The sequence below is a fragment of the Streptomyces sp. NBC_01433 genome (assembly GCF_026340105.1).
Taxonomy (GTDB): domain Bacteria; phylum Actinomycetota; class Actinomycetes; order Streptomycetales; family Streptomycetaceae; genus Streptomyces.
The window spans coordinates 571,638-588,548 of the sequence record NZ_JAPEPM010000003.1 but is presented as its reverse complement, the minus strand read 5'-3'; the positions used below and the strand labels follow the sequence as shown (position 1 = coordinate 588,548).

General features: G+C 68.6%; 16 protein-coding genes and 4 pseudogenes. 11 read left to right on the top strand and 9 right to left on the bottom strand.

Going from position 1 to position 16,911, the window contains the following annotated elements; all coding sequences use genetic code 11:
* Positions 1-81: 81 nt before the first annotated feature.
* The gene (locus OG413_RS39425; protein ID WP_266814186.1) at positions 82-522 is read right to left on the bottom strand and encodes a hypothetical protein; all 441 of its coding nucleotides are present in this window, start codon (positions 520-522) and stop codon (positions 82-84) included.
* Positions 523-929: 407 nt separating this feature from the next.
* On the opposite strand from OG413_RS39425, the pseudogene OG413_RS39420 reads away from it, so the two are divergent.
* Positions 930-1,049 (top strand): annotated as a pseudogene (locus OG413_RS39420) (IS5/IS1182 family transposase); the annotation flags it as partial.
* A gap of 173 nt (positions 1,050-1,222) precedes the next feature.
* Here OG413_RS39420 and OG413_RS39415 read toward each other — a convergent pair.
* Complete coding sequence (locus OG413_RS39415) at positions 1,223-1,885, bottom strand: hypothetical protein (RefSeq protein WP_266814184.1); 663 nt, start codon at positions 1,883-1,885, stop codon at positions 1,223-1,225.
* Between the two features lie 866 nt (positions 1,886-2,751).
* Between OG413_RS39415 and OG413_RS39410 the strand changes: the two genes are divergently transcribed.
* From OG413_RS39410 to OG413_RS39390, 4 genes are all read left to right on the top strand, one after another.
* Positions 2,752-3,162 carry a hypothetical protein gene (locus OG413_RS39410; protein WP_266814182.1) on the top strand — a complete coding sequence of 137 codons (411 nt, stop codon included), beginning with the start codon at positions 2,752-2,754 and terminating at the stop codon, positions 3,160-3,162.
* Positions 3,163-3,193: 31 nt separating this feature from the next.
* Positions 3,194-4,006: a right-handed parallel beta-helix repeat-containing protein gene (locus tag OG413_RS39405; protein WP_266814180.1), complete on the top strand. Its 813-nt coding sequence runs from the start codon at positions 3,194-3,196 to the stop codon at positions 4,004-4,006.
* Positions 4,007-4,288: 282 nt separating this feature from the next.
* The gene (locus OG413_RS39395; RefSeq protein WP_266814309.1) at positions 4,289-4,432 is read left to right on the top strand and encodes a hypothetical protein; all 144 of its coding nucleotides are present in this window, start codon (positions 4,289-4,291) and stop codon (positions 4,430-4,432) included.
* Between the two features lie 3 nt (positions 4,433-4,435).
* Positions 4,436-4,579, top strand: a complete 144-nt coding sequence (locus tag OG413_RS39390; protein ID WP_266814178.1) for a hypothetical protein — start codon at positions 4,436-4,438, stop codon at positions 4,577-4,579.
* Between the two features lie 240 nt (positions 4,580-4,819).
* Here OG413_RS39390 and OG413_RS39385 read toward each other — a convergent pair whose 3' ends face one another.
* Entirely contained in the window at positions 4,820-5,020 is a 201-nt protein-coding gene (locus OG413_RS39385) for a hypothetical protein (RefSeq protein ID WP_266814176.1), read from the bottom strand.
* Between the two features lie 870 nt (positions 5,021-5,890).
* Here OG413_RS39385 and OG413_RS39380 point away from each other — a divergent pair.
* The 5 genes from OG413_RS39380 (at position 5,891) to OG413_RS39365 (ending at position 9,711) form a co-directional block, all read left to right on the top strand.
* A complete protein-coding gene (locus OG413_RS39380) occupies positions 5,891-6,091 on the top strand; it encodes a hypothetical protein (RefSeq protein WP_266814174.1) in 201 nt (66 codons plus the stop codon).
* Between the two features lie 165 nt (positions 6,092-6,256).
* A complete protein-coding gene (locus OG413_RS47055) occupies positions 6,257-6,466 on the top strand; it encodes a hypothetical protein (RefSeq protein WP_323138015.1) in 210 nt (69 codons plus the stop codon).
* A 21-nt stretch (positions 6,467-6,487) separates the two neighbouring features.
* On the top strand, positions 6,488-6,847 hold the full coding sequence (locus tag OG413_RS47050) for a pyridoxamine 5'-phosphate oxidase family protein (RefSeq protein ID WP_323138013.1): 360 nt from the start codon (positions 6,488-6,490) through the stop codon (positions 6,845-6,847).
* Positions 6,848-7,911: 1,064 nt separating this feature from the next.
* The gene (locus OG413_RS39370; protein ID WP_266814172.1) at positions 7,912-8,232 is read left to right on the top strand and encodes a MerR family transcriptional regulator; all 321 of its coding nucleotides are present in this window, start codon (positions 7,912-7,914) and stop codon (positions 8,230-8,232) included.
* Positions 8,233-8,895: 663 nt separating this feature from the next.
* Positions 8,896-9,711 carry an alpha/beta hydrolase gene (locus OG413_RS39365; protein WP_266814170.1) on the top strand — a complete coding sequence of 272 codons (816 nt, stop codon included), beginning with the start codon at positions 8,896-8,898 and terminating at the stop codon, positions 9,709-9,711.
* Positions 9,712-10,320: 609 nt separating this feature from the next.
* Here the strand turns inward: OG413_RS39365 and OG413_RS39360 are convergent.
* The 4 genes and pseudogenes from OG413_RS39360 to OG413_RS39345 all read right to left on the bottom strand — a co-directional run bounded on the left by OG413_RS39360 (position 10,321) and on the right by OG413_RS39345 (position 15,464).
* A pseudogene (locus OG413_RS39360) lies at positions 10,321-11,098 on the bottom strand (DUF5655 domain-containing protein).
* A 349-nt stretch (positions 11,099-11,447) separates the two neighbouring features.
* Positions 11,448-11,795, bottom strand: coding sequence for a VOC family protein (locus OG413_RS39355; protein WP_266814168.1), 348 nt, complete (start codon positions 11,793-11,795; stop codon positions 11,448-11,450).
* Positions 11,796-12,047: 252 nt separating this feature from the next.
* Positions 12,048-12,396 (bottom strand): annotated as a pseudogene (locus tag OG413_RS39350) (transposase); the annotation flags it as partial.
* Positions 12,397-13,169: 773 nt separating this feature from the next.
* On the bottom strand, positions 13,170-15,464 hold the full coding sequence (locus tag OG413_RS39345) for an NACHT domain-containing NTPase (RefSeq protein ID WP_266814166.1): 2,295 nt from the start codon (positions 15,462-15,464) through the stop codon (positions 13,170-13,172).
* 535 nt (positions 15,465-15,999) lie between these two features.
* Between OG413_RS39345 and OG413_RS39340 the strand changes: the two genes are divergently transcribed.
* Complete coding sequence (locus OG413_RS39340) at positions 16,000-16,179, top strand: hypothetical protein (RefSeq protein WP_266814307.1); 180 nt, start codon at positions 16,000-16,002, stop codon at positions 16,177-16,179.
* 18 nt (positions 16,180-16,197) lie between these two features.
* On the opposite strand, the pseudogene OG413_RS47045 reads toward OG413_RS39340, so the two are convergent.
* Together OG413_RS47045 and OG413_RS39335 are read right to left on the bottom strand one after the other, a co-directional pair.
* A pseudogene (locus OG413_RS47045) lies at positions 16,198-16,354 on the bottom strand (IS256 family transposase); the annotation flags it as partial.
* A 316-nt stretch (positions 16,355-16,670) separates the two neighbouring features.
* Positions 16,671-16,895 carry a S9 family peptidase gene (locus OG413_RS39335; protein ID WP_266814164.1) on the bottom strand — a complete coding sequence of 75 codons (225 nt, stop codon included), beginning with the start codon at positions 16,893-16,895 and terminating at the stop codon, positions 16,671-16,673.
* Positions 16,896-16,911: the final 16 nt, after the last annotated feature.

The window sequence follows — 16,911 nt, the reverse complement described above, 5'->3', positions numbered from 1 at the left end:
CCGCCGAAGGGGGTGAAGTCGGAGAAGTCCTCTTCGCCGTAGTTGCTGTACCAGAGGGGGTATTCGCTCCCACCGGTGTACTTACCGGCCGATGGCGTCCCAGTCGAGGGAAGTGGTGGTGATACCGAAGGGTACGTCCCTCTCTCGAATCGTCGAAATGTAGTCGGCGATGAAGGCGGTATTGGCGTCGACTGACGAGCCCCAGTAGGTTCCTGGTCCCTCAACCGCGAGCCAGAGGCGGCCGTATTTGACCCCGTTGCTCTCCGAGTGGTCGATGAGCGTCCTGGCCTGCCCGGCACCGTTGCCGCAGGAGTAGCAGGGAAAGGCGTAGACGTCGACTTCTTCCATTCCGGCGGCCGAGGCGTTGGCGACGCTGCCCGCCAGATTCGGGTCGACCCTTCCCACGCTCTGGTAACCGCGCATGACAGCGAAGTTGTAACCGTTGCTGCGCAGGCATCCGAACGAGGACGTGCTGACGAGAGCGGAGACTGACACGCCTCGGCGGGAGGGGGACGTAGTCATGCGGACTTCCTTGGTCTGTGAGAGGCAAGCCCTTCCCCGGGCCGCAGGCCGGGGGATTCCGTAGACGCCCGAGCATGGACCGGGAGGCGAATCATCGGGCGTTCGACGGCCTGCCGGGATACCTGCACAGTGCAACTCCCCTATTGTCCTATGTAGTTGCCCTAGGTGCCCGCCAGAGCCGAGGTGGTCTGCGCGTTAGATCCCGGCCTCGGTCAGCGGAACCGTGGCCGCCTGCCCCAGCACTCTCCGCACCGCCGCACCTGGGCGGGCCCTCAGCCCGTTCCAGCAGGCTTCCGCGATGCTCGGCGCCCCCGCCGCCGCCCCCGCCGCCGTCTGACCGACGGGCAGGCGTAACCGCCACCAAGCAACAGCGAGGGTCTTCAGCGCACAGCGGTTCGGTCAGTGATCTGGTGCCCGGGGTGCCTGCTGATCTTGTTCCTAACGACCTGTGGGAGCGGGTGGCTCCGCTGTTGCCACCCGCTCCCGAGCAGCGTCGCCGCAACCCCGGACGGCTGCGTGAACCGGAGAAGAGGACGGGCAAGGGCGGATCGGAGGAAAAGTGCACGCCCTTCCCGATCACCCGGGGCGGGAGTCCGGCAGCGGTCGAGGCCGAACAGGGATTCCACAGCGAGCCGCTGGAGTGACCGGTCACCGACAGCCGCCCAGTGCCTCTCGTGCCCCGTGCGACGGGGCGGCCGGATCAGCAGGCGGAGGCATCGGTCGGGGTCTGCAGGTCGTATCGGACGATGCCCGCGTTCTCCTTGAACGAGATTCCCACGTTCCCGAAAGCGCCGCTCCCCTCGTACTGCGACCAGCTGATGCTCTTGATGTCGCCGGGCCCCACCTTCTTGCCGAGCGACATGACCATCAGACGCCCGGTGCACGAGGAGGCAGAACTGCCGCCGCCAGAGGGCGGGTTCGCCTCGGCCAGCGCTGAGCCGTCGACGGTGTACTGCTGCCGGTCGACCGTCTTCACCGTGTAGCCCTGCTTCGGCTTCGCCCCGTCCATGACGGTGGTGAAGGAGACGTCGAAATAGCCGACGTGGACGGTCACGGGCGCACAGAGCTTCGACGGCCCACCGAACTCGATGGGCAGGTAACCGGTCACGCTGCGCCCACGCAGATTACTGTCCAGCCAGTCCTTGTCACCCCGGACACAGGAAGGCGTGGGGGACGGAGGCACCGCGGGAGTGGACACGGCGGAGGACGGAGGACTCCCCGACGTGGCCGAGGAAGCGCCCGGGGCGGCGGCGTCGCCGCTGTCACCACTGCCGCAGCCGCAGCCGCAGAGGCCGAGTGTTCCCGCCAGGACGGCGAACAGGGCGATGACCCGTAACGCTGATGGTCCTGCCTGGTCTGCCACCGAGCCATGCAGACCGAACGGCACAGGCCAGTCAACAGGGCCCACGCCCCCGCAAGACGCATTTGGGCGATCGCGCGAACGGTCGGGAACAGTGGCGGCTGACCAACCTACGAGGTTGGGCGTCGCGCGAGGCGCAGCATCCATTTCGCGGAGGCGCCCGCGCTGGTCAGCCATGCCTACCTGGAGGGCACGTACAGCGAGATCTACCCGGACGTCAGCCAGGACGAGGTCCGCTCCTGGCGGCCCCCTCCGCGATATCCGCTGCTTCACCACACGTATCACGGCCCTAGTTGAGGCTGTCCTCGCTGGCTTCGCCCTTGAGACAGCAGTCGCGCAGGATCGCGCCTCGATAGACGGGGATGGACGAAGTTCGAGGGGACCGCGGCGGCCTGTGCCGGGGCGGGTGGGGTTTCGGGTTGCTTGGTACGCCGAAGCCCGTCGTTGGCACCTCGATGGCTGCTTGATAAGCGGGCCTGCGGCGTTCAGGCACTCATTGTGGGCGGGCACGATGCAGAACTCACCGCTGTCCGTCCAGTGGCGGACATGATCGGTTCCGCTTGGCTGTTGGCACTCCAGTGACACTCGTACGAGGAGAACGGGAGTAGACCGGTGAGCGGGCGGCCGAACGGCTCGTCTGCAGCGAGGCCAGGGTGCTTGACCAGGTGTTTCAGCTCAGTCGGCTCTGTGGCTCCAGGGTGCCAGGAGGGGCGGGGTACGGCCGGTTGCCGAACGGACACCGGCGGCAGCAGGTGTTCCTCTTCGTGTGAGAGCCGTTTCGGTTCCTGCCTCGGTGGCTCCGGGGGACCGGTTAATTCCCTGCCGGATCCCAGTGGGCCCACCCTTCTCTCCCGACAGGGGTTTCCTCCATGAAGCTTCACCACATCGCTGCCGCCTCCCTCGCCGCCGCTGCCCTCGTGGCCGGTGGCGTGGCACAGGCTGACACCGGCACTCCCGTTACGGCTTCCGGACCGGCGGGTCGTGCCCTATCTGATCCCGTGGCCTGCGCGGCCTCCACCACCGCTGCCGCGGCGGCCGTAGCCAACGCGGCAGCTGCCGCCGACGTCGCCAAATCCGACGCGGCGACCGCAGCGGCGGCGGCCAAGGCGGTCGAGGAGTCCATCGCCGCCGGAGACCCTGCCGATGCCCTCGCGAAGGCTGCCGCCACCGCCACAGCCGCCACGGCAGCGGCGGTCACTTCCGCCGACGCGACCGTCGCGGCGACCACCACGGCAGCAGCAGCCACCGAAGCCGCCGTCACCGCATGCGCCGCATCCTGATATGCGACGCCGCACTGTTCCGGCCCTCGCTGTGGCCCTTGTACTCACCGGGGCCACAGCCGCGCTCGCACCCGCCACGGCCCAGGCAGCGGTCGCGTGCACGGAGACCGCGCTCGTCTCCGCGATCAACGCCGCCAACACCGCCGGCGGAGGCAACGTGGTCCTCGCGGCCAATTGCACCTACACCATCACCACGTCCCACAGCAGCGACAGCGACGGACCGAACGCCCTGCCGGTCATCACCACCGCCATCACCCTGACCGGCGACACCGACACCATCACCCGCTCAACGGCCCCCGGCACAGCGGCCTTCCGCATCGCCAAGGTCGCCGCCACAGGCAGCCTCACGCTCAAAGGCAACACCACCCTGAACAACGGCAACGCCGCCACGAACGGCGGCGGCATCCTCAACTACGGTGCCGTCACTCTCACCGCCAGCGCCCTGACCGGAAACAGCGCCCAAGGCAGAGGTGGTGCCCTCGCGAACGCGGACATCACGGCCCCTGCCACAGGCGCGTCGGCGACCTTCACTAACAGCACCGTTTCCGGCAACTCCGCCATGAACCAGGGCGGAGGCATCTACAACGGAACGCTCAGCTCGCTGACCACCACCAGCAGCGCCGTCAAGAACAACACCTCCACTGCCGCGGGCGGCGGCATCGCAGCCGTCAACTCCACGGCGACCACTCTGACCAGCACCCCGGTCTCCGCCAACCACGCCCAAACAGCCGGAGGCGTCTACCGCCAGAACGGCACCATCACTCTCACTACCTCCCCCATCAGTGGCAACACCCCCAACAACTGTGTGGGCAGCGTCCCTTCGGTACCGGGCTGCACCGCCTGAGCCCCGGCCAGGACTGGGAACTGCGTGCACCATCAGTCCTGGCTCAGCGTGAACGTACGCAAGATGGTCCGCCACAACTTCAGGGCCGAGGCCGGCGCCAACGGCTGGAGTGTCGCCGGGATCTCTGCGGGCGCCCACTGCGCAGCCCAGCTTGCCATCGAACACCCCGACCGCTACCACGCCAGGGTCGGGGTGAAGCGGTGCGGCGGACCGCATCCGCCCCGGGGCCGGAGCGTTGAGAGGGCGGACCTGTTGTCCCAGTCTCGACAATCAGGAGCCCCTATGACTTTCCGTCTCCGGCCTGCGACCGTGCTGTTCGGCGCGGCGGCCGCCATCCCCCCGAGCGCGGGTGCCGCCTCCGCTGCCGATGAAGATGATCCTGCGCGCGCTTCGATCGTCGAGGCGCAGCCCGATGAGGCGTTGTAGAAGGTGACCGAATATGCAGGCGTCTCCCCGGAGGAGTCCGCCAAGCTGCTTGCCCAGCCGCTACCGACCGGTGCGGACAAGGCCAGCCCTGGAGGGGAGATGCCCACGGGCAGCCTGGAAGACCTCATCAAGCAGCAGAACTTCTAGAACCTTCCCGCCGCCCTGACGGGGCGGCACACACGGGACGGCCCGTCAGGGCGCGGCGACCGGCCCGCATCATGCTATGCCCCCGCTGCCGCCCGGCCGCGTACGACCGTCCGGCGCTGTACGTCACCGTGTTGGCTACAGCGGCGACGGCCGTGCTGCCGGGACCTGTCCCGGCAGCACGGCCGGGTGGGGCGCCGCGGCCCGTCGGCTCACCCGTCGGGTGAGGTGGGCTATATGGCCTCAGGGGATCCTGATGCTGCCTCCGGCCTCTACGTCTCCCGAGCTGAACGCGTAGATGGTCGATCCGGAGCTCCGGGTGCACGACGCATCGAGGAAGACTTCCAGGTCTGCGGCAGTCTGGTTGTCGATCTCGGCGCCGGTCCTGCCGGGGGCGTAGCAGCCGGCGGCGGATTTTTCGTAGGCCACACCGTTGATGACCAACAGCCTTCCACGCTAGACGCTCAGCTGGGAACCCCAGCCGAGCGTCTCGTCAAGCTCCTGGCCACAGCCAGAACGCGGACTGGTGGGCTTCGGGATCTCCGTGTCCGTCCACCCTGACCACGATGTGACCGGCGGACGACACGACGTTCGCGCTCGCGGAACCGGCACCTGCCAGACTGGCGGCAACGGCCACCGACAGCCCCACGAGCACGCGACTAGAACGCATCGAACTCCTCAGATTTGGGTAAGTAGCCGTCCCGTCCAAGCCAGACTGATGATCGCTACACTGCACGGCACGCCAGACTCTGCTCCTCACCCTTCTGGTGTGCGAGGAAGTCCTCCAGCGGGTCTCGCCCCGGCGGGCGTAGCGGGCGTTCACGTCGCAGGGCGAGACGATGGCGACGGCCGAGGCGGCAGGCCGCCGTCTTCTGCTTCGCGCCACTTCGGGCGGTCCCGGGATCGGTGCAGTAGTTCTGCACGAAGATCTGAAGCAGACCTTGGACCTGCTCGCCGTCGCGGAGGGCAGGCAGGCAGGCAGCGGTGGACGTAGCGCAGCAGCACGTGGACGTCCTCGCCGGTCTCCTTGATCCGTGTCCTCGCCGAGTCGGGCGGCGCGGCCGTAGCGCTTGCCCCAGCCCTCGGTCAGCAGGCCGATCAACTGGTGCGACGCCCGGCGGGCAAGCTCTTCGAGGGCGGCGCACAGGGCCTCGGTGACCAGCTCCAGGCGGGTGAGGTCGCGGACCGCGGTGGGCGGTGTCGGCGCACTGCCGACCGCGTTCCCGGACCAGGCCGACAGCCCGGATCTTCTCCAGCGCGAGGTCGAGCAGCTTGTCGGCCCGGCCCTCCACGGCCAGACGCCCGCGGAAGTCGGTGCGAACGCCGTGGTGGAAGCCGGGGTACGCCAAGGCCCGCGCCGACGGCGACCGCACGGTGCGCACCAAGGCGTTCGACGCGATGGCGGCGAGGGAGTGGGAGCTCGCGCCCGTGGTGTGGCGGGAGACGGATCTGCTGCTGTGGAAGCCGTTTCGCCGGGATGCTCGGCCGGTCGCACCTGCGGGTAATCATCCGTGACGTTCTGTACTGCGCTCGGAGCCGGCTCTGGCCAGCGTTGTCGTGTATGGCGTGCACCGATGAACAGGGAGCTCGACGATGCCCTTACCACCGCGTTCGGCGAGAGGCGACACCGGCCGGCGCGTTGCAGCGCGTCGCTTGCAGCTCGGCCTGTACAGGCAGGAAGTGGCGCTGCGGTCTGGTGCCGCACCCGGCTACATCGAGTACGTGGAGGAGCAGTCGGCGACGCCTGGCATCGGGTTCCTGCTCCGGCTCGCCGAAGCGCTGGAGACAACGGTCCAGAAACTGGCCGGCGGGGCGGTGGATTTTCCGGCCGGGTTGGCCGGAGCGGCTCGGCAAGCCCGGATGGTGGAACTCGACATAGCAGAGTCCTGAGCACTACTGGGCGACCACGGTGTGGGGAGGGTGGCGCTGGCAAGCGGAGACGGGCCGGTCCTGCTCCCGCTGAACTATCAGGTACTGGACGGCGAGGTCATGTTCAGCACTGCGGAGCCCTCCCCGCTGGCCAGGGCCGCCGGAACGGAGATCGCGTTCGAGGCCGATCACATCGACGACGCCTTCAGCAGGGGCTGGAGCGTGATGGTCGTCGGACCCGTTCGTGCCGTGACAGACGCGGATGACGCCGGACGCCTCAGGGACGCGGCGTACTCCTCACCAATGGGCGGAGGAAGGGCGCCAGAACGTCATGGTGCTTACGCCCCACCGCATCTCCGGGCGCAGGATTTTCGTACCGGTGCCCCGAGTGACATCGGCTGAGTCTTCTCGGATGCCGCCGGGAGAGCGGTCGCCTGGGCGGTGCCCGCAGCCTTGACTGCGATCGGCCGTGCGAGTCCTTCGAGGATGCTCCGTGCGCCCTGGCAGTGCGTCGGCGACGGATGTCGCGGAGCGGACGGTTTCGGCGTTGATGCTCATCGTGTCCATCAGGTCACCCCGGTCTCTGGATCGTCGATGTCCGGTCCTGCCTGTCCGGGGCTTGTGCCCGGCCCGCGGCCCGTTAACCCGGTTTGCTCCCGCCTTCCATCTTCGTTCGAGGTCGATTGCCTTACCGCTGCACACACTGAAATCTATGGTGGCTGGAGTAGACATTGGGTGGTGTTGTGGTTATGGTTTCTCTCGTAGCCGAGATCGAGCAGGGCCCGGCAGAGATGAACTGCCGGGCAGCAGTACCCGTAGTGGCAGTGTGCAGGGCGGTGCGGTGGTGGAGTTCCGGAGCCAGGGTGGTTGCAGGACGGTGACGGGACTGACGGCCGGACCGGGTGGCCCGCAGTAGTCAGGGGCCGCCGTGAGCAGTACCGCAGTTCAGCAAGCGCATTACCCGCAAGTGCGGTTCGCGGTACCCAGCAGTGAAGCAAGTGAGGGGTTCCTCGGTGAAGGCGTCGGCTGCGGGCGTACGCACCGGGAGGTTCGGCAGTGGGGTTCCAAGCCGGAGAAGACGCATCACGGGCGACGGGGCTGGCTGCCGAAGAGTGGCGCTACCGCAGGCCACCGAGCAGTACGCAGGACAGCATCACCAGCAGTACGCAACAGAGCAGTACCAGCAGTAGGTAAGTGATTGGTCCCAGAGGGAAGAACGGAGGAGTTGACCGCCATCAGGATCGCCCGGGCGGACGTCTTGAGCCCGGGTACCGCAGGACATCGACAGTGAGGTGGTCTCCGGTCAAGCAACCGCGATCCCCGCACACGCTCTCATCCCCCGTGAGCCGGTGCGGAACAAGAAGGCCGGCGCGACTGCGGGGCCGGCAGATGGTGTAGCAGTTCCTTCGGGGCCCGGGTGCCACATGGCACCCGGGCCCCTCCAGCGTGTTCCATGAGAGGTGCAAGTGACAGCAGACGACTCGTTCGGCCGTCTCGACGACGACGACTACCCCGCCTACACCATGGGCCGGGCCGCCGAAATACTCGGCACCACCCAGGGCTTCCTCCGCGCCATCGGCGAAGCCCGCCTCATCACCCCACTCCGCTCCGCGGGCGGCCACCGCCGCTACTCCCGCTACCAGCTGCGCATCGCCGCCCGCGCCCGGGAACTCGTCGACCAGGGCACCCCGATCGAATCCGCCTGCCGCATCGTCATCCTCGAGGACCAGCTCGAAGAAGCCCAGCGGATCAACGCCGAATACCGCCGCGGTACCTCGAAGCCGTAGCCACCGGCAGCGGCCCGCCCGCAGCCCCCGCAGCCCCCGCAGCCCCGGCTCCACCGGCACACCCGGGCGTACCCCGGGCATTTCCGCCCGGGCGGCCTTTGCGGCGGGGCTGCGGGCAGATTTTCCCATCGCGCCCGGAGGCCCCGCCCGGCGGGCAGAGAACCGCGTCGTGCCGCATCGCGCGGGGCGGCCTGTTCGACGAACGGGTGCGGGTGCCGGGACCCCCCGGGGCGGGCGGCATGACGGCCTCGTCCCGGGAGCCTCCCGGGCCGACGCCAAACAGGGACTGAAACCCGGACGCAGCCCACCCCTCCTCCTGGCCCCCGGCGCGGGGTCGGGCAGTGACGCGCGGAGGGACGGAAAGGGCTTCAGATGAGGGGCCGTGGGTGCTGCCTCGGCCAAGCCGTCCGAGCGGATGGCGGCTGTACACCGGCACGACGAGGGCCCGGTGTACAGGGGTGGCGGTCGCATGCTGTTGCCCCGCCACCGTTGTGGACCCGTGAACGTGCAGACGCGCCCCAGATGCGATGGAATGGGATGGTTCGTGCAAAGCGGGGCGGCCACCGGCTCTCCCCCGTAGGAGTGGCAGCCGCTCCGTTCTCCTGGCGCTTCGTGGCCCCAGGGTCATGTCGCCCGGAGAGTGCCGCCTACCAGGAGACAGCCATGACCACGCAACGCACTCCCGTGGTGTTCATCCACGGCTTGTGGCTCCACTCGACGAGCTGGCAGGGGTGGGCGGACGCGTTCCGCGACGCCGGGTACGAGCCGATCATGCCCGAGTGGCCCGGCGTCCCGGCGACCGTCACCGAGGCCCGACTCCGCCCCGCGGACCAGGCCGGCGTCGGGCTCGCGGAGATCTCCGACGCACACGCCCAGATCATCCGGACCCTCGACACCCCGCCCGTGCTCGTCGGACACTCCGTCGGCGGCTTCATCGCCCAGCACCTGCTCGGCCAGGGCCTGGGCGCGGCAGCCGTCGCGATCTCCCCCGGCCAGATCAAGGGCGTCAAAGCCATCGGGCCGGCCCAAGCGAAATCGACCTTCGCATTCCTGCGCAACCCCGGCAACATCAAGCGCGCCGTCTCCCTGAACCAGGCACAGTTCCGGTACGCCTTCGCCAACGCCGTACCCGAGGAAGAGTCGAACGAACTGTTCGAACGGTGGACCATCCCCAGCCCCGCCCGCCCGCTGTTCCAGCTGGCACTCGGCAACTTCACCCCGAACTCCGCGGCGAAGGTCAACACCGGGAACGAGTCCCGGGGACCGCTGCTCCTCCTGTCCGGCAAGCTCGACCACACCGTCCCCGATGTGCTGACCCGCTCCACCTTCAAGCAGTACCGGCATTCCAGCGCCGTCACCGAGTACCAGTGTCTCGATGACCGGGGCCACTCCCTGACCGTCGACCACGGCTGGCCCGAACTTGCCCGCACATCCCTCACCTGGCTCCGCGAAGCGGCACCCACGGCTGCGGCAGGCTGACGCTTCGCATTCGCAGGGATGAGTAGTTCCGGGAGGCCGCGGCCCCCCACCGACCGCGCGCTTGGTGAGAGCGGTATCAGAAGTGTGCGGTTTCAAAGCCGGTCAACGACGTGGACACCTCTTCCCCACGGGGGGGAGGAGGTTGTTTCCTCCTCCTGGCGGGCGGGGCCGATGCGCGTGCGACCGTGTGCCGCATGGCCGAGCCGCTGTCACTTGCCGACCGTCTCCATGCCACGAGCGGGGAGCAGGCCCCGTGTGCGGACCGCTGTGGAGCGGGGTCGCGGCGGTAGTCGAGGGCCTGGGGGCTACGGAGCGGGGCCGGGCAGCCGTTCTGCTCGCGGCGCTGCTGGAGAGGCCGCCGGTGTCCCAGCTCAGCAGAAGGATCTTGCCGACCTCGATCGACGCTACCGCTCACAGGCACTCGCCAGGGCTGAGAGCGCGACAAAGGGCCTCCGAAGGAGCGGCAACATAGCGCGGGATCGCCGGTTGGCCAAACCGGCGATCCCGCGCATCATTGGTGTTCCACCACCACGACCTGACCGCACGCCGAAAGGCACCGTCCGGACGGCCACAGGCCAAACCCGAAACGTGCGTGGCCGCGGTCGGCGTTCACACTGCCGCGTAGCTCGCGCGGAACAACTCCTGGGCACGCTCCACGTCCCTCGGGGTACGAAGCTGCACCTCCAGGTCGCCCGTCCCGTGGTGTCTGAGCCCCGTCACGTCCAGGTGAACTCGGGGACGAGGTCGACACGAGCCGGGTTCACCTTCAGGTAGACGAGGACCTTGCTCCGCTGAGGCCTGCAGACGCAGGCGAAGTTCCGCAGACGCCGATAGGCCCATTAGTGCTTGCGCTGAACGCGGTTCACACCGTCCCCGAGCCCCAGCAACGCCTCGTCGACCGCGTGCGCCAGCTCGACCACCGACGCGCCCGGGTCGCCGATTGCCGGCCGCCCGGACAACTTCCGGCTCGCCCGCCGGACGGCCGATGTCCCGCCGCTGACAGACGCCACGGTCTCAAGGCCAAACAGTTCGTCGCCGAAGAACCGGTAGCGAAACAGGTCGATACTGTGCCGATGCTCACGCACCGCGTGCACGTCATAGCGTGTGAAGTCCTCGGCGATGCAGATCAGCCGCGGGCCGCTCCACAGCACTTCTGACGCAGCCGTTGCTCCGAGCCGGTCGCGGACCAGTTGCTCGCCCTCAGCCCGGTGGTCCATCAACCATGACAGGTAGTACAGCCCTGGTTGATCACACCGGCATCCGTGCCACGCTTGTACTCGACGACGACCGGCGACCCGTTCTCGTCGAGACCGAGCGAGTCGATCCGACCACCGTGGACCGGCCCGCTGCCATCCTCGCTCGCCAGGAAACGGACGCCCAGCAGCATCTCCATCCGCGCCTCGACGAGGCACTGCACATCTGCCTCGACATCGGCGGGACGCGGCGCAGCCTCAGTCACGCCGCCTTTCGCGTTGAACAGCTTCAAGCCCGACCCTCCTCGAGGCGGAACTTGCTCACCGGAACGGGGGCGAAGGGACAACGGGCACCTCGACAGCTTCGTCGGTCGGCGGAACTACCCGAGCATGCCCGTTGACCATGCTGTCGCACCGGGAATCTCCAAGATCCCCGACGGAGTCAAGCCAGGACTCGTCGGCCGCAACGAAGCGACCGTTCTCGTGGCGGCCATCAACGAGTGGCTGTGACCAGCACCTTCACCCACAGCCCCGGGAAGATCGTCAGCGGTGGCCCAGCACGTTGACCACCCGGCCGTTGGGGTCACGGACAAAGAACCGGCGTACTCCCCACTCCTCGTCCTGCAAGGGGTGCACGATCTCCGCACCGCTCTCCCGCATGACCGCATAGGCCGCGTCCACATCGTCCACCTCGACGCTCATGTCGGGTGTGACCGGAGCGGTCTTGTCGCTGGCCATGAAGCTGACCTGCGCCGCCGGACTCGACGAGGAAGCGAGCGTCATGATCCAGCCGTGATTCATGACCTCCTCGAAGCCGAGCAGACCGTAGAACTCCCGGCTCTCCTCCACAGTCTCCGACTGAACATTGGGTACGACACGACGGACAGCCATCGGCAACTCCAAGCGAGAGACGTGTCTTGCGGCTCTCCAGAACTACTACGCCACACCGGCCGCCGCACGCACTTCGGTATACGCCCTGGCCTCGATCTTTCGTGACGGCCCGTCGGTTTCCGGCGGGGCCGTTTCGGTGTCGTGGCTGGTTGCGGGTGCGGTGAGGGCCCGGCTGTCGCGTCGAGTAGGCGCTGGGTTCCACGATTCGCCCGGCGGGGTGATCAGGCTTGTTGGGGCGGGTAACGCTGCTGGTCAGCCGGGGTTCGGGAGAGCCGCGAGTCGCTGGACCGCGTTGGTGATCACGTTGGCCCAGGGCCATTGACGGCCGAACCTAAGGTGCCGGCGGCGGGCGGTGGTGACAACCTGGGCGGCAGCGGAGAGCAGTCGCAGCCGCAAGCGGCGGGGCTCCCGTGAGGCGGGGCTTGCCGGTCAGGCCGAGCATCGGAAGCCGGGCCGGCAGGTCGAGGGCGAGCTGGACGATCTCCAGCCAGATCTGGTTCCGCGCGGTGTCGGGCAGGGGCAGGTTCCGCAGACCGGTGGCCCGTGCGGCCCGGATGCGATCCTCGGCCCTCGCGCGCTGACGGTGCCGCAGCTCAAGGTCGGGTGATCCTCCCGTCTGCCGTGTTCGTGGCCATGAGTCCCGTGCTGGCGACGGGCGCGAACACCGCGATCCGTGACGCCGCCGAGCTGACGCGGACCCTGGCCGCGGCTGCGGCCTCCGCCATGCCGCTCGTGGACGGTGTACGCGCATACGAGCTCGGGATGCGTGAATACGCCCTGCCCTTCGTAGCCGCCTCCCGGCGAACCGGCCGACAGCGGGTCGGGCAGAAGTGGACGTTCAGGGGCAGATGGGGCATTGTGCCGGAGGGTAATCACTTCCGTACCAGTGACGGTGGCGGCAGGTCAGAAGCCGTAGTGATGCCAGGCCGGGTGACCACTCGCCCCCGTCAGGTCTTCCAGTGCTCTGGCGTATTCGGGAAGCTGGTGATCTCGCGAGAGGACCAACTGCGCGTCTGTGGGGGTGCCAGGTACCAGGCCGTATACGAGTGACGACGGAGCCCGCTCTGCTCACACCGTCCTCTTCACCGACGGAGGGGACGGTCTCGATGGCGCGATGGGGACGGTGGGCGGGGCAGGAGGAGCCGGATCTCCGCCAGGACGGTGTCGACAGCGCCGCGCCGGCGGACGATGGAGGCGGCTTGTTCAAGCACGGTGGCAACGGTCTCGCGGTATGCGGTGTTGAGCCGTTCCGGCTCCGTCCGGCCACACGGAGCCGGGCCGGAGAAACCTCGGGGTCGCACGACGCCAGGGCCTCGGAGGCTGAGCCGCCGATGGCTGATGGCGGATGCTTGTCGGTCGATGCGATGCGATGGGTCACCGAGACATTTCACCGTCGCTGTCGGGCTCTCCCACTCGGCCGTGTTCCTGACGGCGAAGCATGCCGGAGAGATGGAATCGTGGCTGGGAGTGCCGTTGGGGCGGCAACGGTGGTGGGACGGGGGCCAGGTGATGCTGGAGCCGGGTGTGGCGGAATTGGTAGAACGCTCCGTTTCGGCGCAGTACGCCACGTCGGTGGGCGTCCTCCAGGAAGGCGCTCACGGCCCATGGCAGTCGTCCGGTCAGCGGCAGCCAGCCACGCGCCAGGATTACCCAGCGGCCCCAGGCGGTCAGCGCGAGCGCGGCCACGAGCGCGCTCCCGAGCCCGGACAGAATCCCGGATCGCAGCCCCACGGCGGGGGTCCACACTACGGTGGTTCCCCACATGTGCCGGGGCAGCAGACCCGCCATGACCCAGCTCCCGAGCAGGATGAGAAGCCCGAACACCACTCCGAGTACCAGCGCCTGGCGGAGCACCGTCGCGCGGTTGGTGTTCAGCAGAGCGGTGGGACTGGTGGCCTCCTGCGTGTCGATGGGCTCCTCGAACCAGGCCGTGGAGCCGAGGACGAGCGCGGCCCCGACCCCGATTGGCAAACCCCAAAACCCCGCGTTCAGCACCCTTGCCAGCAGCCAGAACGGCTCCTGGTAGGCCGCCACGTTCACCACTCCGGCGAGCAGATTGCCGGTGACCTGGGCAATCGGCCCTACCGCGAGCCCTGCCATGAACCGGGGCAGGACCCTCGGGCGAGCCCGCCCGGTCTGCCGGCCGCGAAGGCTCAGCCGTACGCGTGACGGCTGGAAGGCCCCGTCGATGAACTTGGCCGCAATCCCGTGCGCGAGTCCGAAGGACAGCCCGGTCATGGACCCGTTGAGCAGCCCGCTCACCAAGATGTCCATGAGCCCGAACCCGCCCAGCCCGTGCACCAGGCAGGACAGGAGTCCGTACACCACTCCGGTGGCGATGCCGACCAGCACCATGCGCGCCGCCAGGGGCACGGTGGTGCCGAGCTGCCACCAGGCCAGATCGGGCGTACGGAACCTGCCGAGATGCCGGGCGAGGAAGCTCAGCCAGCGGTGGGCCTCCTCGCCGCTCCACCTCAGGGTGTCCTCCCCGGGAAGGTCTCGGGAGTACACGGCCGGGACGAGGCGTTCCACGAGGTGCTCCTCCACTGCCGCCCGGGTGGCGAACCGGCGGACCCCTTCCTTTTCGGCGAGCAGTTCCGCCGGCTCGGCCGGCGAGGTGTCCATGTAGGCGGTACGGGCAAGCCAGGCCATCAAGGGAGTGGACAGTGCCTGGGCCACCGGCCCGCCGGGGGCGCTTTCCACCTCGGCGAACAGGGGATCCCAGCAGCCGGTCCGGGCGGGGGCCGTGCTCACCCGCAGATAGGTCTGCAGGTCGGCCGGGGCCAACGGGCACAGCTCGACCACTGCGGCGGCGGTGAGCACCGAACTCTCCACCGTCAGCTCGTACTCCTCGGCCCGGCAGGTCAGCACCAGCGGTTCGCCCCGTCCCAGTTGCCGGCTCAGGGCCACCAGCGCTCCCGACCGCGCCTTCGGGGGCATCTCGTCCAGCCCGTCCAGCACCGGCAGCACCCGTCCGGAGGCAATCAGCTCCTGGCCGAGAGTTACTCCTGACCTAGACCTGGTGCGCAGCGCCGGGTCGTCCTCCGCAAGCCGACGGGCCATCCAGGAGCGCAGAGTCTCCTGGTCGGGATCCCAGGAGCCCATGGAGAGGAGAACGGGCACCCGCTCCCCCTCCTGGCGCCGGTCGAGCAGATGCAGCACCAGATTCAGGGCGAGGACCGTCTTGCCCGCGCCCGGCGCACCGAGGATCACGAGCCGCCGTGACGCCACCCGGTGGAACGCTCCGACGATGCCGTCGTCGTCCGCCCGGCCATCCCCGTCCAGCCGTCCGGACAGATCCACCGGTTCGCCCAGGTTCTGGGCGTCGTTGATCGCCTCCCAATGGTCTGCCACCGGCCGCGCAGTGTTCTTCCACCGCAGCGGTATCGGCCATGGCGCCTGCAACTGGAGGGCCGTCTCCTCCCTGCGCCACTGCTCGGCCACCGCGGTGGCCAGTGTCTCGGCGAGGTCGGCCACCGGCTGTGGCTCGTTCGGTGGTCTGGCCATGGAGCCCAGTACGGCGAGGGCTGTGGCTGCCATGAAGAGGACGACCGCGAAGGTGGTGTGCTGTTCCATCCAGGCGATGAAGGGCGGCGGGTTCTCCTTCATCCACTCACTGAGGGGGCCGAAGTAGATCGGCAGCCACATGCCCAGCACCGCCGCCGCCATGAGCAGTAACCGTCGGCGTCGCTCGGGGGGAGGGCCTGAGTGGTTCCTACGCACCCGTCCCTCCGACAGCCGCTCCGTCACTGGCCTGGCCGCCGCCCGGCTGCGGTAGTACGGCGGCCCGGGCCCGTGTCCCTGCCCGTGGTGTTCGTGCCACGGCCCGCGTTCTGGCAGGTGTCCCGGGCCGTGGCCGTCCCGGGTGTTGAGGATCCTTCCGCTCGCCGGAGCCGTCGGCGTCCCACACAGTCAACCGTGCCCCCATATTTCCGCCTCGGGCGGTGGCACCGGCCTGTCGGCTTCCCCACCGGACATCTTCATTCTGTCTGACCTCCGGTGCCGGAGGGACGGGAACGCCCGGTTCCCCCACCGGAGGCCGGACGGTGACGGCGGGGAAGAACCGGTTCCAGTCGACGACGACCAGGCGGTGGGGCTGCACCAGGCGCTTGAGAAGCACCTGTCGGGGCGTCGCCAAAAGAGTCGGCGGTGATCCGCATGTGCCTGGAGTCGGCGCTGCCGCTCATTGACTGCTGGGTCATCAGTGGCACGGGGCCATTTCGACAGCACGCAGGAGATCGTCAAGGAGGTGCAGTCGTCGGGGTGGCGCAGTCCGTACCGGGCCATCAAGGAGTACGCCACGGCGATGCTCACGACGAGCGTCAGGTCGAAGCTGATCCACGCGGGTGTGAATGCCCTCGCCGAACAGGGCCGCGACGATTGAGGAGGCTCCAGTACCAGCGCCGGCCTCATCCCGTCGGCCTGCCAACTCAGCTACATAGGTGTTGACTTCGGCCTCCAGCGCGGCGGCCGGCATGCACCGTGCACCTCCACGGAAGATCTCGTAAATCAAGGAACCTCTTCAGGGTGATGCCATCGGCGTTGACTACGCTGCGCACAGGCGCGCCTTCTCGACCGACGTTCGCAACGTCGGCCCACTCGGTGACCTTCAATCGATCACTCGGGAAGGTACGCCCTTTGCGTGCCACCCCGAGGTCAATCCACAGGTCTTGAGCATTGCTCGGGGGCCTACTCATGGAACTCATGGAACACAATTTTGAGCGGGAGAGATCGCGCCGCTGGAGCCGAACTCGGTGTTGCTCCACGCGGCCCGGTCGGCGTACTCCTGGTCGCCGCCCACGGCAGGCCGTCGATGAGGTCGTCGTGCTTCTTGCCGACGAACTCCCCCATCCTGACCCTGATGAACGCCTTGCCCTAGCCGGTGGAGCCACGGACGTCGACCTGCAGCACCGCGCCGCCGCGGTTGGCAAGGATCTGCGCGGCCGTTTTGTCGCCCCAGCTGCCCCAGGTCCAGGGACCGCCGTGGACGAACAGCACCAGCGGGAGCCCGGACGGCTCGATGCTGACCGGCAGCGTCAGGTGCGAGGCCCCGGCGCCGTCCGGCGCGGGCAGTGGAGAGGGACAGCGACGCGGCGGCAACTCTTCGCATGCCGCG